A 20,940-nucleotide genomic window follows, 5' to 3' on the forward strand; every position below is an offset into this window, starting at 1 on the left:
CCGCCCGGCCGCCGGGTGAACGCTCAGTCCACCCGGCGGACCAGGTAGGCCGTGCCCCGGTCCGCGCCGTACTGCGCGGCCGGGGCCTCGCCGAGGTACTCCTGCTCGCGCATGGCGCACCAGGCCGGGATGTCCAGCCGGGCCGCCTCGTCGTCGGCGAGCACCACCACGGTGCCGCCGGGCGGGACCTCGCCGATCCGCCGGGCCAGGTCGATCACCGGCAGCGGGCAGCGCTTGCCGAGGTCGTCCAGCACCAGCGTCTCCGCGTCCTCCTCCGCCGGGCCGTCCGCCGCGTCGTCGTCCGCCGGCTCCTCCTCGGCCGTCACCGCTGCTGCCGCGGGCGCCGGCAGGTCGAGGCCGAGCGGCGCCCGCACCCCGGAGACCAGCTCCGGCAGCACCGCGAGGAACCGTTCCACGTCCTCCTCCGCGGCCCCGAACGGCAGCGAGACCCGCACATTGCCCTCGGTCAGCACCCCCATCGCGGCCAGCACATGGCTCGGTGTCAGGGTGGAGGAGGTGCAGGAGGAGCCGGAGGAGACCGCGAAGCCCGCCCTGTCCAGTTCGCCGAGCAGCACCTCGCCGTCGACGTAGAGGCAGGAGAAGGTGACGATGTGCGGCAGCCGCCGCACCGGGTCGCCGACCACCTCGACCTCCGGCACCAGCTCCGGCACCCGGGTGCGGATGTGCTCCACCAACCCGTGCAGCCGGGCGTTCTCCCGTTCCGCGTCGGCGCGCACGGCGCGCAGCGAGGCGGCGGCGGCCACGATCGCCGGCACGTTGACGTAGCCGGGCACCCGTCCGCGCTCCCGCTCGTCCGGAGGCAGCGGGGAGGCGTACCGGACGCCCTTGCGGACGGCGAGCACACCGACGCCGGCCGGCCCGCCCCACTTGTGGGCACTGGCCGCCAGCAGCGACCAGCCGTGCGGGACGGGCAGCCGCCCGGCGCTCTGCGCCGCGTCGACCAGCAGCGGGATGCCGACGTTGCCGCACAGGTCGGCCACCTCGTCGACCGGCTGGACGGTGCCGACCTCGTGGTTGGCGCTCTGCAGCACGGCGAGCGCGGTGGTGTCGCGGAACCGGGCGGCGAACTGGGTGGCCTTCACCCGTCCGTGGCGGTCCACCGGGACGACCGACACCTCGCCGCCCTGCGCCTCGTGCAGCTCGGCGGTGTGCAGCACGCTCGAGTGCTCGACGGCGGAGTGCACCAGGTGGGCGCCGCGGCGGCGGTTGCCGCGCAGGGCGCCGAGCACGCCGAGCTGCACGGCCTGGGTGCCGCTGGCGGTGAAGGAGACCTCGTCCGCCCGGGCGCCGAGCTCCGCGGCGACGGTCTCGCGTGCGGCGTCCAGCAGCATCCGGGCCTGCCGGCCGGAGCGGTAGAGCCGTGCCGGGTCGGCCCACCCCTCGTCGATCGCCGCGTTCAGCGCCTGCCGGGCGACGGGGTGCAGGGGTGCGGTGGAGGCCACATCGAAGTACGACACCCTTCCACGCTATCCCCGCTCGGCGGGTCGGCGTGCAGGCGCCCGATTTCGCCGTGTTCGTCCCGTCCGACGGGCCGTCACCCGCGTGTCGCATCCGGGTCCCCCGATCGGGCGTGCGACCCTCGAATGCCCGCCATGACCTGGGCCTACGGACTTGCCGGGGCTGATCGGGTAGGCGGGCGGCGCGTTAGCGGGGGCTGCTCGTGAGTGCCGCATAAGGATGGAGTAGCGTTTGGCCCGCATAAGCATTCAAACCGTGCCCGTGGCCGGGTCGCCGGGGAGGCGAACAGCACTCCCGGAGGCGGCGCGATCGCGGGCGAGACTTCGGGAAGGCGCTACGTGAGTCCCAACGGCTCCGACCGCTCGCCGCGGCGCACGATGCGGCGGAAGCTGCCTCAGGCGCTGGCACTGGGCCTCGTCATCGCGACCGCCACCGGCTGCTCGGCCAACGACCTCCCCAGGCTTGGCCTCCCCTCCCCCGTCACCGAGGAAGGCCCCCTGGTCCTCCACATGTGGCAGGGCTCGTGGATCGCGGCGCTGGCAGTGGGCGCACTGATGTGGGGTCTGATCCTCTGGAGCGTGATCTTCCACCGGCGTAGCCGCACCAAGGTGGAGATCCCCGCTCAGACCCGGTACAACGTGCCCATCGAGGCGCTGTACACCGCGGTCCCCCTTGTCATCGTCTCGGTGCTCTTCTACTTCGTCGCCCGCGACGAGGCGCGCCTGACCGAGGTCAGCGCGAAGCCGCAGCACGTGGTGAACGTGGTCGGCTTCCAGTGGAACTGGGCGTTCAACTACGAGAACACCGAGATCCCGGACCCGGCGAACACCAACGCCGCGTACGACGTCGGCACGCCGGCCGAGGTGCCGACCCTGTACCTGCCGATCAACGAGTCGGTGGAGTTCGTGCTGACCTCCAACGACGTGATCCACGACTTCTGGCCCGTCAACTTCCTCATGAAGATGGACGTCGTGCCGGGCGTGGTGAACAAGTTCCAGGTGACCCCGACCTCCTTCGGCACCTTCGCCGGCAAGTGCGCCGAGCTCTGCGGCCAGGACCACTCCCGGATGCTGTTCAACGTGAAGGTCGTCACCCACGACCAGTACGAGCAGCACCTGAAGGAGCTCCGGGCCAAGGGCCAGTCCGGCGCGGTGCCTTCGGGCCTCCTCGGCGCCGGCAGCGCCGGCGAGAAGACCACGGGAAGTGAAAAGAAGTGACCATCCTCAACGAGCCCGCCGCGGCCGGCGGGGGCGCCGGGAGCGTCACGGCCGGCAAGAGCGCCCGCGTCGGCAGGCGGGGCAACGCGATCATCAAGTGGCTCACCACCACCGACCACAAGACGATCGGCACGCTCTACCTGGCGACCTCCTTCGCCTTCTTCCTGATCGGCGGCATCCTCGCCCTGGTCATGCGCGCCGAACTCGCCCGTCCGGGGACGCAGCTCCTCTCGAACGAGCAGTTCAACCAGGCGTTCACCATGCACGGCACGATCATGCTGCTGATGTTCGCGACCCCGCTGTTCGCGGGCTTCGCGAACTGGATCATGCCGCTGCAGATCGGCGCCCCCGACGTCGCCTTCCCGCGTCTGAACATGTTCGCCTACTGGCTCTACCTGTTCGGCTCGATCATCGCGGTGGCCGGCTTCCTCACCCCGCAGGGCGCCGCCGACTTCGGCTGGTTCGCCTACTCGCCGCTGTCCGACGCCGTCCGCTCGCCGGGCGTGGGCGCCGACATGTGGATCATGGGCCTGGCCTTCTCCGGCTTCGGCACCATCCTCGGTGCGGTCAACTTCATCACCACCATCATCTGCATGCGCGCCCCCGGCATGACGATGTTCCGGATGTCGATCTTCGTCTGGAACGTCCTGCTGACCGCCGTGCTGATCCTGCTGGCCTTCCCGGTCCTGGCCGCCGCCCTGTTCGCCCTGGAGGCGGACCGCAAGTTCGGGGCGCACGTCTTCGACCCGGCCAACGGTGGCGCCATGCTGTGGCAGCACCTGTTCTGGTTCTTCGGCCACCCCGAGGTCTACATCATCGCGCTGCCGTTCTTCGGCATCGTGTCGGAGATCGTCCCGGTCTTCAGCCGCAAGCCGATGTTCGGCTACTCCGGCCTCATCGCGGCCACCATCGCGATCGCCGGTCTGTCCGTGACCGTGTGGGCCCACCACATGTACGTCACCGGCCAGGTGCTGCTGCCGTTCTTCTCCTTCATGACCTTCCTGATCGCCGTCCCGACCGGTGTGAAGTTCTTCAACTGGGTTGGCACCATGTGGAAGGGCTCGCTCAGCTTCGAGACCCCGATGCTGTGGACGATCGGCTTCCTGGTCACCTTCCTCTTCGGCGGTCTGACGGGTGTTCTGCTCGCCTCCCCGCCGATCGACTTCCACGTCTCGGACTCGTACTTCGTCGTCGCCCACTTCCACTACGTGGTCTTCGGCACCGTCGTCTTCGCGATGTTCGCCGGCTTCCACTTCTGGTGGCCGAAGATGACCGGCAAGATGCTCGACGAGCAGCTCGGCAAGATCACCTTCTGGACGCTGTTCATCGGCTTCCACACCACATTCCTGGTCCAGCACTGGCTCGGTGCGGAGGGCATGCCCCGCCGCTACGCCGACTACCTGGCCTCCGACGGTTTCACCACGCTGAACGGCGTCTCCACCGTCGGCTCGTTCCTGCTCGGCCTGTCGATCCTGCCGTTCCTCTACAACGTCTGGAAGACCGCCAAGTACGGCGAGAAGATCGAGGTGGACGACCCGTGGGGCTACGGCCGCTCGCTGGAGTGGGCGACCTCCTGCCCGCCGCCGCGGCACAACTTCCTCACCCTGCCGCGCATCCGCTCGGAATCCCCGGCGTTCGACCTGCACCACCCGGAGATCGCCGCGCTGGACTACCTCGAGAACCACGGTGAGCAGGCCAAGCACTTCGCGGGCGTGACCCCGGCGCAGTACGACCGTCCGCAGCTGGGCAAGTCCAAGAAGGAGGGCGACGCCTGATGAAGGAGCAGGGCAAGATCTTCGGCGGTTTCGCCGCCTTCATCCTGATCATGGCCGTCGTCTACGGTCTGTGGTCGAAGGAGCCGGCCGGTACGACCGCGCTGTTCCTGGCGTTCGGCCTGTGCGCCTTCATCGGCTACTACCTGGCCTTCACCGCCCGCCGGGTCGACAGCGGCGCCGGCGACAACCCCGAGGCCGAGGTCGCGGACGACGCCGGCGAGCTGGGCTTCTTCGCCCCGCACAGCTGGCAGCCGCTCTCGCTCGCGGTCGGCGGCGCGCTCGCCTTCCTCGGCGTGATCTTCGGCTGGTGGCTGCTCTGGTGGTCGCTGCCGATCATCCTGGTCGGCATCTACGGCTGGGTCTTCGAGTTCTACCGCGGCGAGGACCAGAACCAGTAAGGTTCCGGCACGTCGGAGCAAGGGCCGGGCACCCCCTCGGGGGCGCCCGGCCCTCGCGCGTTCCCCGGGCAGCCCCACGATCTCTCACCCGCCTGGTGCAACGGCCGTCCCTCCCGGGGTGCTGACGGCTCCCGCCCGTTCCTAGGCTCTGGTACATCGTCGGGAGACCTCGGAGGCACCGGTGAACGGTTGTCGGAGACTCGCACACGGCCGGGCCGGCATAACGGCCATCATCCTGCTGGCCCCGATCGCGGCCTGCTCGTCCGGAAGCCCGGACCCGGCCGTCGGGCCGGTGACCCGGATCGTGGACGCCGCACCCCTGGTGCGGACCCCGTCCGGCGAGCGGGTCGACCCCGGAAAGCCCTTCACGGTGACCGCCGAACCCGGGAGCACCCTCACGGACGTCACCGTCTCCGGCCCGGACGGCCGCCTGGTGGCCGGCCGCCTGTCGGAGGACGGGCACAGCTGGCAGACCACCGGGAAGCTGCGGGCCGGCACGGCCTACACCGTCCGAATAGCCGCTGACGACGGCAAGGGCGGCCGCGGCGAGACCACTTCCTCGTTCAGCACGCTGGCGGCGCAGAACCTGCTCACCGCCCAGCTCGGCCCGGACTCCTCCGGCAGCGGCGTCTACGGCGTCGGCCAGCCGCTCACGGTGAAGCTCTCCGCCCCGGTGAAGGACCCGGCGGCCCGCCGCGAGGTCGAGCAGGGCCTCACGGTGACCTCCCAGCCCGCCGTCACCGGCGCCTGGTACTGGGTCGACGACAGCAACCTGCACTTCCGCCCGCAGGAGTACTGGCCGGCCAACGCCACGGTGAGGCTGTCCTTCGACCTCACCGGCGTGCCGGTCTCGGACGGCCTCTACGGCGGCGAGCCCAGCAGCCTCTCCTTCCGCACCGGAGACCGGGTGGAGGCCGTCGTGGACGCGGCCTCGCACCAGCTGACGTACCGCCGCAACGGCGAAGTGGTCCGCACCATCCCGGTGACCACCGGCAAGCCCGGCTTCGACACCCGCAACGGCATCAAGGTCGTGCTCGGCCAGGAGGCCAGCGTCCGGATGAGCGGCGACACGATAGGCATACCCTCCGGCAGCGCCGACTCGTACGACCTGCAGGTGGAATGGGCCACCCGGGTGACCTGGAGCGGCGAGTACGTGCACGCGGCCCCCTGGTCGGTCGGCTCCCAGGGCCGGGCCAACGTCAGCCACGGCTGCACCGGGATGAGCACCGAGAACGCCAAGTGGTTCTACGACAACACCCGGGTCGGCGACATCGTCCAGGTGGTCAACAGCCTGGGCCACGAGATGGAGCCGTTCGGGAACGGCTTCGGCGACTGGAACATCTCCTGGACGGACTACGTGAAGCACTCGGCGACGGGCGGTCAGATCTCCACCGCCGGTGCCGCCGAGAGCGCCGCCGGGGCCTCCGGGGACATGCAGCCCCAGCTCTGACAGCCACCCCGCCGGGCCTCAGCCCCGGAAGGCGACCTGGAGGGCCGTGTCGACCGCGGCCAGCGCCTCGTCCCGGGTGAGGCCCAGCCGGTGCACCCGCTCGGCGAACTCGGCGGCCGCCGCCGCGGCCAGCCGGTGGGCGCTGTCGCCGGTCGCGGCGATCGTCGTGCCGCGCCGGCCGTGCGTCTCCACCACGCCGTCGGCCTCCAGCTCCCGGTAGGCCCGGGCGACGGTGTTCGCGGCCAGGCCCAGCTCCCCCGCCAGTGCGCGGACGGTCGGGAGCTTCAGCCCCACGGGCAGCGCCCCGCTGCGGGCCTGCTCCGCGATCTGGCTCCGCACCTGCTCGTACGGGGGAGTGGCGGCGGTGTGATCGATGCTCAGCTGCACAGGGTCATTGTGACAGGGCACCGGGCGGTGCCGGGCCCTCCGCGGCCGTGCGGGACGGGGAAAGGCCGAGGGCCCCTGCCGGATTCGGCAGGGGCCCTCGGACCGTGGCGATCAGTACGGGATCAGTGGTGGCCGTGGCCGCTCGTGATCTCGTGGTGCTCCTCGGCGGTCGGCTTGGCGATCTGGGCGCCCTCGCCGTAGAAGGCCTCGGAGAGCTTGGCGCGGGTCTTCGCGATGCGGCCGACCTTGCGGGCGACACCGTTCTCGTCGACCTCGGCCGGCAGCTCGATCGGCTGCGGCTGCTCGTGCGCGGTGAGCTTGTACAGCTTGTCCTGCGGGAGCTGCTCGTGGACCTCGACGAACTCGCCGTGCGGCAGGCGCTTGATGATGCCGCTCTCGCGGCCGTGCAGCACCTTGTCCTTGTCGCGGCGCTGCAGGCCCAGGCACCACCGCTTGGTGATGAAGAAGACCAGCACCGGCAGGACGAAGAAGCCGATCCGGACGAAGTAGGTGATCGAGTTGATCGACAGGTGCAGGTGCGTCGCGATCAGGTCGTTGCCACCGCCGATGAGCAGCAGCACGTAGAGGCTGATCCAGGCCGCACCGAAGCCGGTGCGGACCGGCGCGTTGCGCGGGCGGTCGGCGATGTGGTGCTCGCGCTTGTCACCGGTGACCCAGGACTCGAGGAACGGGTACAGCCAGATGACGGCCAGGACCAGCGGGAAGACCATCAGCGGGATGAACACGCCCAGGTTCAGGGTGTGGCCCCAGGCCCGGATCTCCCAGCCCGGCATGACGCGGATCAGGCCCTCGGAGAAGCCCATGTACCAGTCCGGCTGGGCGTCCGTGGACACCTGGTCGGGGCGGTACGGGCCGTACGCCCAGATCGGGTTGACGGTCGCGATCGCCGAGGCGGCCGCGATGACGCCGAACACCAGGAAGAAGAAGCCACCGGCCTTGGCCATGTAGACCGGCATCAGCGGCATGCCGACGACGTTCTTCTCGGTGCGGCCGGGGCCCGCGAACTGGGTGTGCTTGTGGTAGAAGACCAGGATCAGGTGGGCCACCAGCAGGCCCAGCATGATGCCCGGGATCAGCAGCACGTGGATGGTGAAGAACCGCGGCACGATGTCGGTGCCGGGGAACTGACCGCCGTACAGGAAGAACTGGAGGTAGGTGCCGACCAGCGGCACCGCCAGGATGGCGCCCTCCATGAAGCGGATACCGGTACCGGACAGCAGGTCGTCCGGCAGCGAGTAACCCATGAAGCCGTCGAACATGCCGAGGAAGAGCAGACCGGCGCCGAAGAGCCAGTTGATCTCGCGCGGCTTGCGGTACGCGCCGGTGAAGAAGACGCGCATCATGTGCACCAGCATCGCGGCGACGAAGACGATCGCCGCCCAGTGGTGGATCTGGCGGATCAGCAGACCGCCGCGCACCTCGAAGCTGATGTCCATGGTCGAGGCGTACGCCTCGGACATCCGGATGCCGTTGAGCGGGGCGTACGAACCGTGGTACACGGTCTCGGCCATGCTCGGCTGGAAGAACAGCGTCAGGTAGACGCCGGTCAGGATGATGATGATGAAGGTGTAGAGGCAGATCTCGCCCAGCATGAAGGACCAGTGGTCCGGGAAGATCTTGCGCAGGTTGGACTTGGCGAGGGTGTAGATACCCAGCCGTCCGTCCGTCCAGTCAGCGGCCGCCTCCCACTTGCTCGCGGGGTTCGCGCGGGTGCTGGCCGGCTTGGAGGCGCCGCTGTTGGCGCTGTTCGCGGTGCTCACGGCCGCTCCCAGTAGCTCGGGCCGACGGGCTCCTCGAAGTCGCCGGTGGCGACCAGGAAGCCCTTCTCGTCAGTGGTGATCTTCAGCTGCGGCAGCGGGTGGCCGGCCGGGCCGAAGATGACGCGCGCGCCGTCCGCCAGGTCGAAGGTCGACTGGTGGCAGGGGCAGAGCGCGTGGTGGGTCTGCTGCTCGTAGAGGCTGATCGGGCAGCCGACGTGGGTGCAGATCTTCGAGTAGGCGAGGATGCCCTCGAAGCCGAGCTCCGCGGACGACTTGTCCTTGATGTCCTCCGGCGCGATGCGGACGATCATCAGGGCGTCCTTGGCGATCTGGACCTGGAAGTCCTCCTGGTCCTCCTCCAGGCCCTCGGGCTTGGCGAACGTCAGCGAGCCGACCACGATGTCCTCGGGCTTCATCGGCTCGTTGGTGTTCATGTTGATCAGCGGCAGCGGCTTGGCCGGGGTGGCCACGCGCCAGCCGGTGTGCGCCAGCTTGTCCTCGGGCAGCGGGCCGAGGTCGCGCAGCAGCACGACGCCGGACAGCGGCACCAGGGCCATCGAGCCGATCAGGGTGTTGCGCAGCATCTTGCGGCGGCCGAAGCCGGACTCCGCGGCGCCGGTCTGGAACTGCTCGATGACGTCGGCACGCAGCTCGTCGTCGGCCTCGATCGGGTGGCGCTCGGCCGGGATCTCGTGGTCCGACATCAGGGTGCGCGCCCAGTGGACGGCGCCCGCACCGATGCAGAAGAGCGCCACACCGAGGGTCATGCCGAGCGCGAAGTTCAGCGCGCTGACGTGGCCCAGCGGGAAGATGTAGACGATCTTGTCGATGTCGATGGCCACGTACGAGGCGATGAAGCCCACGGTGGCGAGCATCGAGACGATGAACAGCAGGGAGACCTGCCGCTCGGCGCGCTTGGCGGCGCGCTCGTCGATGTCGGTCCGGCGCGGCTCGTGGGCCGGCAGACCGGGGTCGGCGAACGGGTCGCCGTGGACGGCGATCTCGTGCCCTTCGGAGCCGTGCGGCTCCGGCAGCTTCTCGTCAGACATCTCGTGGCTCATGACTTCTTGGCCTTGGTGGTGTGGGCGGCGACCCAGATCGCGGTCACGATGAGCGCACCGAGGGCGAAGATCCAGCCGAACAGACCCTCGGTCACCGGACCGAGGCTGCCCAGGGCCAGGCCACCGGGGTTGGGCTCGTCGTTGGTGTGGCTGACCCAGGCCACGATCTGCTTCTTCTGCTCCTCCGGCATGGTGGTGTCGGGGAACGACGGCATGTTCTGCGGGCCGGTCTGCATGGCCTCGTAGATGTGCTTCGGGGAGGTGCCCTCCAGCGACGGGGCGTACTTGCCCTTCGTCAGGGCACCGCCCTTGCCGGCGAAGTTGTGGCACTGGGCGCAGTTGGTCCGGAAGAGCTCGCCGCCCTTGGCCACGTCGTTCGGGTCGGTGGAGGTGTACTGCTCCTTGGCCGGAGCGACCGGGCCGGGGCCGAGCGAGGCCACGTAGGCGGCCAGCTGGTCGATCTGCGCCTGGGAGTAGACGACCTTCTTCGCGGGCGCCTGGGCGCCGCTCTGCTGGGCCGGCATGCGGCCGGTGCCGACCTGGAAGTCGACCGCGGCGGAGCCGACGCCGACCAGGCTGGGGCCGTCGGAGGAGCCCTGGCCGTCGAGGCCGTGGCAGGAGGAGCAGCCCACGGCGAAGAGCTTCTTGCCCTCGTCGATGGCGAGCGACTGCGCGGAGGTGTCGGCCTGCGCCTTCTCGGCGGGCGCGAACGCGGCGTACAGCCCCCCGGTGGCCGCCAGGGCGAGAAGTAGGACGACCAGCGCCGCCAGTGGGTGGCGCCGTCGTGCGGAGAGCTTTTTCACGGATTAACCCCGGTGTCAGGATCTGGTCGGCTGGGTGGCTGCGCCCGAGGGGCCGGTCTGCTCGGGGCCGGTACCCGGGTCGGGGCGGACTGGTCGGCGGGGCTCCCGCGTGGGGCGGGTGCTCTCCGGCCGGCGGCCAGCGACCTGATCAGCCTTTACTTGATCAGGTAGATGGTCGCGAACAGGCCGATCCACACGACGTCGACGAAGTGCCAGTAGTACGACACGACGATCGCGGCGGTGGCCTGCTCGTGCGTGAACCGCCTGGCGGCGTACGTCCGCCCCAGGACCAGCAGGAAGGCGATCAGACCACCCGTCACGTGCAGACCGTGGAAGCCGGTGGTCAGGTAGAACACCGTGCCGTACGGGTCGGAGGACAGGGACAGACCGTCCACCTTGACCAGCTCGGTGTACTCGAAGATCTGGCCGCCGATGAAGATCGCACCCATCACGAAGGTGATGTAGAACCACGAGCGGAGCTTCTTGACGTCACCGCGCTCGGCGGCGAACACGCCGAGCTGGCAGGTGAGGGAAGAGAGCACCAGGATCGTGGTGTTCACCGAGGAGAACGGCACGTTGAGGGCGTCCGCCTTCTCGGTCCAGAACTCTGGGCCCATGACCGAGCGGAGCGTGAAGTACATCGCGAACAGGGCCGCGAAGAACATCAGCTCCGAGCTCAGCCAGACGATGGTTCCGACGCTGACCAGGTTCGGCCTGTTGACCGCTCCGTGCGCGTGTCCGGTTTCTGTTGCTGTTGCTGTCGCCACGACGGACATTATGTCGGTCCCTTATTCCGTCTTCACGCCGGGGGGTGCTCCTCGGAGTGTCCGGTGCGTGGGGTATGCCCCCCTGGTCGCGACCTGCCGGAACGCGCTGCCCCGGCCCGCAGGGCCGCCCGTTTTCTGACGGTTGTTCGATACGGGTGACCCCGGGTACCCCGCACGGGTGAGATCCGTGCGCGGCGACTTGAGAGAGATCGCGTCAGGGGGTCACCGGAAGCCGCCCTCCGGAGTAGCATCCGAAGACGGACGTGGCCCGGATCACACTGGGCCGTTCGGAGCGGCACATATTAAGAGGACGAGCACCCGGGAGCAGGGCCCATGGCGCACACGACCGACGAGACGCTCACCGTTCTCGTCTACAGCGACGACCGCAACACCCGCGAGCAGGTGACCCTGGCACTCGGCCGCAGGCCCGCCGCGGACCTCCCGGCCGTGGAGTACCTGGAGTGCGCGACCACTCCCGCCGTGCTGCGCGCCCTGGAGAAGGGCGGCATCGACCTGTGCGTGCTCGACGGCGAGGCCGTCCCGGCCGGCGGCCTCGGCCTCACCCGCCAGCTCAAGGACGAGATCTACGGCTGCCCGCCCGTCCTCGTGCTGATCGGCCGGCCGCAGGACTCCTGGCTCGCCGCCTGGAGCCGGGCCGACGCCGCCATCGCCCAGCCCGTCGACCCGGTGGCCCTCGCCGAGGCCGCGGCCACCCTGCTCCGCGCCCGGATCGCCAAGCGGACGCCCGCCCACCGCTGACCGGGCACGCGGCGACCACCCGTCTCACCAGGAGAGAAGGGGCGGCGGGATCGGCGCGGCCGCCCGCCGCCGCTCGCTAGGCTGACTCCGTCCCCGTATCGGCGCACTACCGATGAGAGCTGGAGTCGGCCATGGTGAACGTGAACCCTGCGAACGGCGGCAAGGACCCCGTGCAGGTGGTCCGCACCTGGCCGGACGTCCTGTCGGCACTGCTGCGCGGCGAGGACCTCGCAGAGGCGGACACCGCATGGGCGATGGACCAGATCATGAGCGGCGAGGCCTCGCCCGTCCAGGTGGCCGGCTTCATGGTCGCGCTGCGGGCCAAGGGCGAGACCGTCGAGGAGATCGCCGGCCTGGTCGACGCGATGTACGCGCACGCCGAGCCGCTGCACATCCCAGGCCCCGCCGTCGACATCGTCGGCACCGGCGGCGACCGAGCCAAGACCGTCAACATCTCCACCATGTCCGCGATCGTCGCGGCCGCGGCCGGCGCCAAGGTCGTCAAGCACGGCAACCGGGCCGCCTCCTCGGCCTCCGGCTCCTCCGACGTCCTGGAGAAGCTCGGCATCAGCCTCGACCTCGGCGCCCGGCGGGTCGCGGAGGTCGCCGAGGAGGTCGGCCTCACCTTCTGCTTCGCCGCGAAGTTCCACCCCGCGATGCGGCACGCGGCCACCGCCCGGGCCGGCCTCGGCGTGCCCACCGCCTTCAACATCCTCGGCCCGCTGACCAACCCGGCCCGGGTCACCTCGCACGCCGTCGGCTGCTTCGACACCCGCCTCGCCGGGCTGATCGCCGGCGTCCTCGCCCGCCGGGGCGCCTCCGCCCTGGTCTTCCGCGGCGACGACGGCCTCGACGAACTCACCGTCTGCACCACCTCGCACGTGTGGATCGTCAAGGACGGCACCATCACCGAGACCTCCTTCGACCCCCGGGACGTCGGGCTGGAGCTCGCCGGGATCGAGGCGCTGCGGGGAGCGGACGCCGAGTTCAACGCCGGTGTCGCACGGCGGCTCTTCGCCGGCGAGAAGGGGCCCGTCCGGGACGCCGTCCTGCTCAACACGGCCGCCGCACTCACCGCACTCGACCTCACGGACGCCCCGCTCACCGAGCAGCTCGCGGCCGGCATGGAGCGGGCGGCCGCCGCCATCGACTCGGGCGCGGCCGAGGCCACGCTCGAGCGCTGGGCCGAGGCGACCAACAAGTAGGGCGAGTCACTGAGGGGCGCGGCGAACTGCGCGGCGGAAGGTGCGGCACCGTCACTTCCGTCCTGCGCAGCTCGCCGCGCCCCTGTCTGTGGTTGACCAGTTGCACAGAGGTCACCTAGAGTCTGCGTCAGGTCATGAGTGGCAGCGTCAAGCCCCAGCTTGCTGTCCGGCAACCCTCCGTCCGTGGCGGGGTGCCCTGGGTGAGGACCGGGCCGTGCGGCAGACCGTCCGCGTGGCAAGCGCGGACTTCCGGCGATGCTTCCCCGGGGTCCCCACCCCGTGAAGGAGTGCATCCTCGTGTCGCTGTCCACCGAAATCTGCGCCCCCCTCGCCGTCCTCGGCCACGACGTCCAGGTCCCGCTCGCCACCGGTGAGAAGGTCGGCTACGCCGCCCTCGACTACGCCGCCAGCGCCCCCGCCCTGCAGCGCGTCTGGGACGACATCGCCGCCTACGCCCCCTACTACGGCAGCGTCCACCGCGGCGCGGGCTACCTCTCGCAGCTCTCCACCGACCTGTTCGAGCAGAGCCGCCGCACCGTCGCCGACTTCCTCGACCTGCGCGAGGACGACCAGGTGGTGTTCACCCGCGCGACCACCGACTCGCTCAACCTGCTGGCCGGCGCGGTGCCCGCCGGCACCCGCGTCTACGCCTTCGAGACCGAGCACCACGCCTCCCTGCTGCCCTGGCGGCACGCCGGTCTGACGGTGGAGTACCTCCGCGCCCCGCGCTCCCGCGCCGAGGCGGTCGCCGCCCTCGACGCCGCGCTCGCCGCGGGCACCCCGGACGGCCCGCGCCTGCTGTGCGTCACCGGGGCGTCCAACGTCACCGGCGAGCTGTGGCCGATCGCCGAGCTCACCGAGACCGCCCACCGGCACGGCGCCCGGGTCGTCCTGGACGCCGCCCAGCTCGCCCCGCACCACCGGCTGTCGGTCCGTGAACTCGGCGTGGACTGGGTCGCGTTCTCCGGTCACAAGCTGTACGCACCGTTCGGCGCCGGCGTGCTCGCCGGGCGCAGCGACTGGCTGGACGCGGCCGAGCCGTACCTCGCCGGCGGCGGCGCCAGCCGTACGGTGGCCAGGGAGGCGGACGGCTCGGTGGCGGTGGAGTGGCACGGCGGTCCGGCCCGGCACGAGGCCGGTTCGCCGAACGTGATCGGCGCGTACGCGATCGCCTCGGCCTGCCGGGCGCTGACCGAGGCCGGGTTCGACGCGCTGGAGGCGCGCGAGCAGGCGCTGATCGAGCGGCTGACCGACGGGCTGGCCGCGATCCCCGAGGTCCGGGTGCTCAACCTGTTCGGCGAGGGCTCGGCCCGGGTCGGGGTGCTGTCCTTCGTCGTCCGCGGCTGGAACAGCTCGCACTTCTCGGCGGCGCTCTCCGCCGAGTACGGGATCGGCGTGCGGGACGGCCTGTTCTGCGCGCACCCGCTGGTGCGGACCCTGCTCGGCGGGGAGGAGGCCGCGCCCTCCGAGTGCGGTGCGCCGGAGCCCTCGCTGCCCGGGGAGCGGAGCCTGAACGCGATCCGGGTCAGCTTCGGCGCGGGCACCCCGGTGGAGCACGTGGACCGCTTCCTGGCCGCCGTCCGCGAGCTGGTCACCGACGGCGCCCGCTGGACCTACCGCAACGAGGGCGGCCGCTGCGTCGCGGACACCGACCGGGCGGCCTGAGCGGTCGCCCCTGGGCGGGTTGCCCCTACTCGTCGAGGCCGAGGGCGAAGGCCGCCTCGAGGTCGTGCTGGGAGTAGGTGCGGAACGCGATCTGGGTCTCGGTGTGCTCCACGCCCGGCACCTTGTTGACCTGACCCGGGATCACCTCGGCGAGGTCCTCGTGCCGGCGCACCCTGACCATCGCCACCAGGTCGTAGCTGCCGGTCACCGAGTAGACCTCGCTGACGCCCTCGATCGCGGCGATCGCCTCGGCGATCTCGGGGATCCGGTCGACGCTGGTCTTGATGAGGACGATCGCGGTGATCACTCTTCGGCTCCTGTGTGTGGGGTACGGCTCAGCGTATCGGCCGTCGGCCGGGCCCGTCTGCCCTGCCGGAGGCCCGCCGCCCACATCGCCAGCCAGCCCGCGCTGAAGCCGATGACGTGCACCAGGTACGCCACCCCGGGCACCGCCGGGCCGAGCGGCCACCACTGCAGGGCGAACCACAGGCCGAGCACCAGCCAGGCCGGGAACCGCAGCGGCAGGAAGAGCAGCAGCGGCACCAGGGCGGTCACCCGGGCCCTCGGGTACAGCCGCAGGTAGCCGCCGAGCACCCCGGCGATCGCGCCCGAGGCGCCGACCAGTGCGCGCGCCGATTCCGCGGAGTCGGCCTCGGCCAGCGCCCAGCCGTACGTCGCCAGGTAGCCGACCCCCAGATAGAAGAGGAGGAAGCGCAGCCGGCCGAGGCGCTCCTCCAGGTCGGGGCCGAACACGTAGAGGAAGAGGAGGTTGCCGACCAGGTGCAGCCAGCCCGCGTGGACGAACAGCGAGCTCAGCACCGACAGGAACGGGATCTTGTGCGGTGCGGGGGAGAGCGTGCAGCCCGGTACCGCCGGCGGCAGGGCGGCCAGCCGGCCGGCGTCCAGCGGACGGTCGGCCAGCAGTTCGGCGGGGACGGCGCCCCAGTGCTGCTCGAAGCGCTGCTCGGCGCAGACCCGGGCGTTGCCGGTGCCGTACCGCGGGTTGAGGCCGAAGCTGGGGCCGGCCAGCAGGACGACGGCGCTCAGTGCGATCAGCGTGTAGGTGACCAGCGGGGTGCGGGCAGCGGCCCTGGCGCCGGCGCCCGCCGGTTCGCGCACCGGTGCGGGGACGGGGGCGGGGACGGCCATACCGGCGAGCATTCCTCGGAGCCCGCACCGCGAACCGGCCGCTGCTGCAAGCGGGTGACCTGTCCGTTCCCCAAGACCGGTGACCGTCGGCCGGGCCGTACGCAATAGGCTTGGACGACCGGACCCGGGACCATCCGAGAGGACCTCCGATGACCATCGCCGCCCCCACCGCCGAGACCCGCTGGCGCTGCACGCTCTGCGGGAACCTCACCCGCTTCGACGTGACGCGCTCGGCCCGGGTGGTGGAGTACCTGCACTTCGACCTCAGCGGCGAGTCGAAGGTGGAGGAGACCGAGGTGCTCAGCGAGACCCTCGAATCGGTCCGTTGCCGCTGGTGCAACGCCGTCGACCAGGTCGAGCTCGTGGCCCGGCCCGGGGCCGAGGCCGCCGCGGAGCAGGCCGAGGACGAGTCGAAGGCCTGAGCCTTCCGCTTCCGACACACCCCGGTGGAGCTCCTGCGCCACCGGGGTGTGTGGCGCGGTGCCCGGCTGGGCACGGTAGACGGGACAATTGCACAGAGCGGTGCATTCGAGGGCAGCGGCCACCGGCCGCGCGGGCCCGGGGAGCAGGATCGGAGCCGAGGACGTGGTGGACGCAGCGAGCGGGCCGGCCGAGCCGCAGGGGCAGCAGCCCGCCGCGGACGCGGAGCTGCCGGACGCTCCCGGGGCCGGGCCGACGGCCGGGGACGCGCCGTCCGAGCAGTTGGACCGCCCGCTGCCCGAAGGGGTGCGCCGCCGTGTGGTGGGCATCGCCGCCGACGCCCTGGGCGCCATCCCGGTCGGCGAGCTGCCGTCCGGCCTGCGCCCGTACGCCAAGTTCACCCCCGCCCGGCGGGCCAAGTACGCGGGGACCGCGCTGGCCGCGGCGCTGGACGCGGAGCCGGTGTTCCGGGTCCGGATAGCCGATCGGCTGCGGCTCGGGCAGCCCGACCTGGTGAAGGCGCTGGAGTCCGGAACCGTTCCGGCCGCCGCCGATCCGATGGACGTGGCAGCCGCCGCCTACCTGCTGCGCCCGGTCGGCTGGAGCCGGCTGGTCGTCGACGCGGGGGACGAGGTCGAGCGGGCGGACGCCGAGGGCGCCGCCGCGGAGGCCGCCCGGGTGGTGGAGAAGCTCCAGGCGGAGCTCACCGAGGTGCGTGCCTCGGCCCGGGCGGACCTGGAGCGGCAGCGGGCCGATGCGGAGGGGGTGCGCCGGGAGGCGGAGTCGCTGCGCAAGCGCGTCCGCTCCCTGGAGAGCGACACCCGGCGCGCGCAGGCGGAGGTCCGCAAGCTGCAGGCCGAGTTGGACGCCGCCCGGGCCGCCGCCGCGGTCGAGCGCAGTGCGGCGGAGGGCGAGGCGCGCCGGCTGCGGCACCGGATCACCGAGCTGGAGACGGCCGCCGAGGCCGGCCGGCGTTCGGCGCGCGAGGGCCGGAGCGTGGAGGACATGCGGCTGCGGCTGCTGCTCGACACCGTGCTCCAGTCGGCGCAGGGCCTGCAGCGGGAGTTGGCGCTGCCGGTCTCCCAGCTGCGGCCGGCCGATCTGGTGGACGCGGTGGAGCCCGGTTCGGCGAACCCGCACGACGTGGCCCGGCGCGGGCTGGCCGAGGACGACCCGGCGCTGCTCGATCAGCTGCTGGCGATCCCTCAGGTGCACCTGGTGGTGGACGGCTACAACGTGACCAAGACCGGCTATCCGACGCTGCCGCTGGAGCAGCAGCGGATGCGGCTGCTCGGCGGGCTGGCGATGCTGGCGCAGCGCACCCAGGCCGAGGTGACCTGCGTCTTCGACGGGCAGGACCTGGACGTTCCGGTGATCATGGCGCCGCCGCGCGGGGTCCGGGTCCGCTTCAGCCGCACGGGGGAGACCGCGGACGAACTGATCCGCCGCCTGGTGCGGGCCGAGCCGCAGGGCCGGCCGGTCGTGGTGGTCTCCACCGACAAGGAGGTCGCGGACGGCGTGCGGAAGGCGGGAGCGCGTCCGGTCGCGTCGATTCTGCTGCTCAACCGGCTCGCCAGGCCCTGACGGGCCGTCGGCCCAGGTGGCGGGGTTGTGTCGGGGTGGTGAAATCCGGGTCCGTGCGACAAGTTCGCCCGGTCGGGGAGTGGCGCCGGGGACGGATCTTCACTAGGGTCTGGCGTCAAACCTATTTTCCGGACGTCCACTCGATCGGGTGAGTCCAGCAGGAAGAAGGAGCTAGTCCCTTGGCCTCCCACCGCCGTCCCAAGCAGCCGAGCCGCGCGCGGGTCACCGTGCTCACCGCTGCCGCCGCGACTGCGGTCGCCCTCTCGGCCCAGGCCGCCGCACACGCCGCGCCGGCCAAGCCGAGCAAGGACGAGGTGAAGGTCCAGGTCGACAAGCTGCTCGAGGAGCAGGAGCAGGCGGCCGAGAAGTACAACGGCGCCAAGGAGCGGGCCGACCAGCTCCGCAAGCAGGCCGACCAGCTGCAGGACCAGATCGCCCGCGGCCAGGAGCAGCTCTCCCAGGTGGCGTCCGGCCTGTCCGCGGTGGCCGCCGACCAGTACCGCACCGGTGGCGTGGACCCGACGGTCGCGCTGATGCTGGACTCGAACCCGGACAACTACCTCGACCGGGCGTCCAGCAACGAGCAGGCCACCGACACCCAGGCGTCCACGCTGAAGGGCCTGCGGGACCAGCAGCGCCGGCTGGACCAGCAGAAGCAGGAGGCCGCGGCCATCCTCGCCGAGCTGGACAACTCCACCCAGGCGCTGAACGACGCCAAGTCGGAGGTCCAGAAGAAGCTCTCCGAGGCCCAGCGCCTACTGAGCACGCTGACGGCCGCCGAGCGCGCCGCGATCCTCGGCAGTGACCGCGCCTCGCGCAGCGACGACCGCTACGACGTCGGCAGCCTGCCGCCGGCCGCGGGCTACGCGGCGACCGCCGTCTCGGCGGCGATGGGCAAGCGCGGCACCCCGTACGTCTGGGGCGCCACCGGCCCGAACTCCTTCGACTGCTCCGGTCTGATGGTGTGGGCGTACGCCAAGGCCGGCGTGTCGCTGCCGCGCACCTCGCAGTCGCAGGCGAGCGTCGGCACCCGCGTCCCCTCGTTGGCCGCCGCCCAGCCGGGTGACCTCGTCATCTACTACTCGGACGCGCACCACGTCGGCATGTACGTCGGCAACGGCCTCGTCGTCCACGCGCCGCGCACCGGCGACGTGGTGAAGCTGATGGATGCGGACATCCTGCCGATCAAGACCATTCGCCGCGTCTGACCCATCGGTAGCAATTCGGACATATGCCCCACCTGCGGCGTTTCTGACGCTGCATGACACGCCCGGGCGCGTCGTGATCACCGTGTGATCTCCGACACGCCCGGGCGTCGGCTTTGTCGGGCGTGCGGTGAAAACTCGTCAGCCGAGCGTGGATTATCGGTCACCGGCAGTCGCAATCACATTTTCACGACAACATTCCCCCGATGTTTTTCTGACAAGGATTTGAACGGATCACGGATCGGTTACTAGGGTCATGACCCACGGACCGCCGCACAGTCGAGCGCCCAACCCGGGCGACGGTGGCGGTCACCGCCGAGTCCGCGACGCAGCAGGGCAGCCCGACTGCCCACGGGGAGCCCCTGCGGGGGCGCTGTCGAACGGAGCCGGGGAACCACGTTTCCCCCGGGGTGAATCGGCGTCAGGTCGGCCGCGCCGGCCGGGCCGCGGATCGGACCGCGGACCGTGCAGGGGTGGCCGTGAGGCGTCGTAGGGCAATGCTTCCGGCCCGAACCCGTCAGCTCACCCGGTAGGCGGTGTGAGGAAGAAGGAGTCCGCCTTCGTGGCGTCCCATCGTCGTCCCAAGCCCGTCGGCCGTACCCGCGCCTCGATCCTGACTGCGGCAGCCGCCACTGCGGTGGCACTCTCCTCGCAGACCGGTGCGCACGCCGACCCGGCGCCCACCAAGGAGCAGGTCGCGGCCCAGGTCGACCAGCTCAACGAGCAGGCCGAGGCCGCCAACGAGGAGTACCTCGCGGCGACCGAGAAGCAGCAGGACCTGCAGAAGCAGGTCACCCGGCTCCAGGACCAGGTCGCCCGCCAGCAGGCGGAGGTGAGCGGCGTTCAGGGCCGCCTCGCCGAGGTGGCCGCCCAGCAGTACCGCGACGGCGGCATCTCGCCCACGGTCAAGCTGATGCTCTCCAGCAACCCCGGCGACTTCCTCGGCCAGGCCGGGGCGGTCAGCCGGATGAATGCGACCCAGGCCGACACGCTCAAGTCCTTCAAGGCCGAGCAGGCCAAGCTGGACGTCCAGAAGACCGAGGCCGAGCACAAGCTCGCCGAGCTGGACACCAGCACCCGGGCCCTCAAGGCCAAGAAGGAGGAGTTCCAGGGCAAGCTGGCCAAGGCCAGTGCCCTGCTGAACACCCTCACCCAGAAGGAGAAGGAAGAGCTGGCCGCGGCCGAGGCCCGCGCCGCGGCCGCCGCCAAGGCCACCGCCGACCGGGCCTCGCGCGACACCGTCCGTCCCGACCTCGGCACCGCCGACGTGCCGACCGGTTCCTACACCGCCCGGGCGATCGAGGCCGTGAAGTCCAAGCTGGGCTCCCCGTACGTGTACGGAGCCGCCGGCCCCAACCAGTTCGACTGCTCCGGTCTGATGCAGTGGGCGTACCGCCAGGCCGGCGTGTCGATCCCGCGGACCTCGCAGTCGCAGGCCGGTGCGGGCACCAACGTCGGCACCAACATCGCCAACGCCAAGCCCGGCGACCTGGTCATCTACTACAGCGACCGGCACCACGTCGGCATGTACGTGGGCGGCGGCCAGGTGATCCACGCGCCGCACACCGGCGCGGTGGTCCGCTACGTCTCGGCGACCGCGATGCCGATCTCGGCGATCGTGCGGATCTGACCTTCCGTCCGGCGGCCTGCCGCGGGCCCGGCTCCCCAGGGGGCCGGGCCCGCGGCCGTTCCCGCAGGCAGGCGGGCTGATTCGGCTGAATGTCCGATTGAAGGTCAAATATTCGTGGATGACAGGGTTTGGACTAGATCGGCGGGACTCGCTAACGTCTGCCCCCGGACCTCCGCGAGGACGACCGCCCGTCGGGGCGGCCGCG

19 protein-coding genes and 2 riboswitches are annotated in these 20,940 nt (G+C 71.2%); of the genes, 11 read left to right on the forward strand and 8 right to left on the reverse strand.

Going from position 1 to position 20,940, the window contains the following annotated elements:
- Positions 1-23 precede the first annotated feature (23 nt).
- Entirely contained in the window at positions 24-1,478 is a 1,455-nt protein-coding gene (locus tag AB0M03_RS07030; RefSeq protein ID WP_363489291.1) for an aminotransferase class V-fold PLP-dependent enzyme, read from the reverse strand.
- A 339-nt stretch (positions 1,479-1,817) separates the two neighbouring features.
- Between AB0M03_RS07030 and AB0M03_RS07035 the strand changes: the two genes are divergently transcribed.
- From AB0M03_RS07035 to AB0M03_RS07050, 4 genes are all read left to right on the forward strand, one after another.
- Positions 1,818-2,696 (forward strand): cytochrome c oxidase subunit II, encoded by an 879-nt coding sequence (locus tag AB0M03_RS07035; RefSeq protein ID WP_363489293.1) that lies wholly within the window; start codon positions 1,818-1,820, stop codon positions 2,694-2,696.
- Positions 2,697-2,785: 89 nt separating this feature from the next.
- A complete protein-coding gene (gene ctaD / locus AB0M03_RS07040; RefSeq protein ID WP_363489452.1) occupies positions 2,786-4,471 on the forward strand; it encodes a cytochrome c oxidase subunit I in 1,686 nt (561 codons plus the stop codon).
- The gene (locus AB0M03_RS07045; RefSeq protein WP_363489295.1) at positions 4,471-4,869 is read left to right on the forward strand and encodes a cytochrome c oxidase subunit 4; all 399 of its coding nucleotides are present in this window, start codon (positions 4,471-4,473) and stop codon (positions 4,867-4,869) included. The genes ctaD and AB0M03_RS07045 overlap by 1 nt, the downstream gene beginning before the upstream one ends.
- A gap of 292 nt (positions 4,870-5,161) precedes the next feature.
- Positions 5,162-6,319: an Ig-like domain-containing protein gene (locus AB0M03_RS07050; protein ID WP_363489297.1), complete on the forward strand. Its 1,158-nt coding sequence runs from the start codon at positions 5,162-5,164 to the stop codon at positions 6,317-6,319.
- Between the two features lie 18 nt (positions 6,320-6,337).
- Here the strand turns inward: AB0M03_RS07050 and AB0M03_RS07055 are convergent, their stop codons facing one another.
- The 5 genes from AB0M03_RS07055 to AB0M03_RS07075 form a co-directional block, all read right to left on the reverse strand.
- Positions 6,338-6,706, reverse strand: coding sequence for a GntR family transcriptional regulator (locus AB0M03_RS07055; protein ID WP_363489299.1), 369 nt, complete (start codon positions 6,704-6,706; stop codon positions 6,338-6,340).
- Between the two features lie 122 nt (positions 6,707-6,828).
- On the reverse strand, positions 6,829-8,487 hold the full coding sequence (locus tag AB0M03_RS07060; RefSeq protein WP_363489301.1) for a cytochrome bc complex cytochrome b subunit: 1,659 nt from the start codon (positions 8,485-8,487) through the stop codon (positions 6,829-6,831).
- Complete coding sequence (locus tag AB0M03_RS07065; protein WP_363489303.1) at positions 8,484-9,536, reverse strand: Rieske 2Fe-2S domain-containing protein; 1,053 nt, start codon at positions 9,534-9,536, stop codon at positions 8,484-8,486. The genes AB0M03_RS07060 and AB0M03_RS07065 overlap by 4 nt, the downstream gene beginning before the upstream one ends.
- Before the next feature lie 8 nt (positions 9,537-9,544).
- Positions 9,545-10,351 carry a c-type cytochrome gene (locus AB0M03_RS07070; RefSeq protein WP_363489305.1) on the reverse strand — a complete coding sequence of 269 codons (807 nt, stop codon included), beginning with the start codon at positions 10,349-10,351 and terminating at the stop codon, positions 9,545-9,547.
- 155 nt (positions 10,352-10,506) lie between these two features.
- Entirely contained in the window at positions 10,507-11,127 is a 621-nt protein-coding gene (locus AB0M03_RS07075) for a heme-copper oxidase subunit III (protein WP_363489307.1), read from the reverse strand.
- A gap of 324 nt (positions 11,128-11,451) precedes the next feature.
- Between AB0M03_RS07075 and AB0M03_RS07080 the strand changes: the two genes are divergently transcribed.
- The 3 genes from AB0M03_RS07080 (at position 11,452) to AB0M03_RS07090 (ending at position 14,747) form a co-directional block, all read left to right on the forward strand.
- The gene (locus tag AB0M03_RS07080; RefSeq protein ID WP_363489309.1) at positions 11,452-11,877 is read left to right on the forward strand and encodes a hypothetical protein; all 426 of its coding nucleotides are present in this window, start codon (positions 11,452-11,454) and stop codon (positions 11,875-11,877) included.
- 131 nt (positions 11,878-12,008) lie between these two features.
- Positions 12,009-13,082, forward strand: a complete 1,074-nt coding sequence (gene trpD, locus AB0M03_RS07085) for an anthranilate phosphoribosyltransferase (RefSeq protein ID WP_363489311.1) — start codon at positions 12,009-12,011, stop codon at positions 13,080-13,082.
- 130 nt (positions 13,083-13,212) lie between these two features.
- A riboswitch (SAM riboswitch) is annotated at positions 13,213-13,330 on the forward strand.
- Between the two features lie 49 nt (positions 13,331-13,379).
- Positions 13,380-14,747: an aminotransferase class V-fold PLP-dependent enzyme gene (locus tag AB0M03_RS07090; protein WP_363489313.1), complete on the forward strand. Its 1,368-nt coding sequence runs from the start codon at positions 13,380-13,382 to the stop codon at positions 14,745-14,747.
- A gap of 25 nt (positions 14,748-14,772) precedes the next feature.
- Here AB0M03_RS07090 and AB0M03_RS07095 read toward each other — a convergent pair whose 3' ends face one another.
- Entirely contained in the window at positions 14,773-15,054 is a 282-nt protein-coding gene (locus tag AB0M03_RS07095; protein WP_363489315.1) for an Lrp/AsnC ligand binding domain-containing protein, read from the reverse strand.
- Complete coding sequence (locus AB0M03_RS07100; RefSeq protein ID WP_363489317.1) at positions 15,051-15,896, reverse strand: rhomboid family intramembrane serine protease; 846 nt, start codon at positions 15,894-15,896, stop codon at positions 15,051-15,053. The genes AB0M03_RS07095 and AB0M03_RS07100 overlap by 4 nt, the downstream gene beginning before the upstream one ends.
- A 149-nt stretch (positions 15,897-16,045) precedes the next feature.
- Here AB0M03_RS07100 and AB0M03_RS07105 point away from each other — a divergent pair, with 149 nt between their 5' ends.
- The 4 genes from AB0M03_RS07105 (at position 16,046) to AB0M03_RS07120 (ending at position 20,735) form a co-directional block, all read left to right on the forward strand.
- Positions 16,046-16,318: a hypothetical protein gene (locus AB0M03_RS07105; protein WP_363489319.1), complete on the forward strand. Its 273-nt coding sequence runs from the start codon at positions 16,046-16,048 to the stop codon at positions 16,316-16,318.
- Between the two features lie 226 nt (positions 16,319-16,544).
- A complete protein-coding gene (locus tag AB0M03_RS07110; RefSeq protein ID WP_363489454.1) occupies positions 16,545-17,900 on the forward strand; it encodes an NYN domain-containing protein in 1,356 nt (451 codons plus the stop codon).
- Positions 17,901-18,079: 179 nt separating this feature from the next.
- Complete coding sequence (locus AB0M03_RS07115) at positions 18,080-19,108, forward strand: NlpC/P60 family protein (RefSeq protein ID WP_363489321.1); 1,029 nt, start codon at positions 18,080-18,082, stop codon at positions 19,106-19,108.
- A gap of 358 nt (positions 19,109-19,466) precedes the next feature.
- Positions 19,467-19,657, forward strand: a riboswitch (cyclic di-AMP (ydaO/yuaA leader).
- Between the two features lie 10 nt (positions 19,658-19,667).
- Positions 19,668-20,735, forward strand: a complete 1,068-nt coding sequence (locus tag AB0M03_RS07120) for an NlpC/P60 family protein (protein WP_363489323.1) — start codon at positions 19,668-19,670, stop codon at positions 20,733-20,735.
- Positions 20,736-20,940 lie beyond the last annotated feature (205 nt).

Source organism: Kitasatospora sp. NPDC051914, from assembly GCF_040680995.1.
In the GTDB taxonomy this organism is placed as follows: Bacteria; Actinomycetota; Actinomycetes; order Streptomycetales; family Streptomycetaceae; genus Kitasatospora.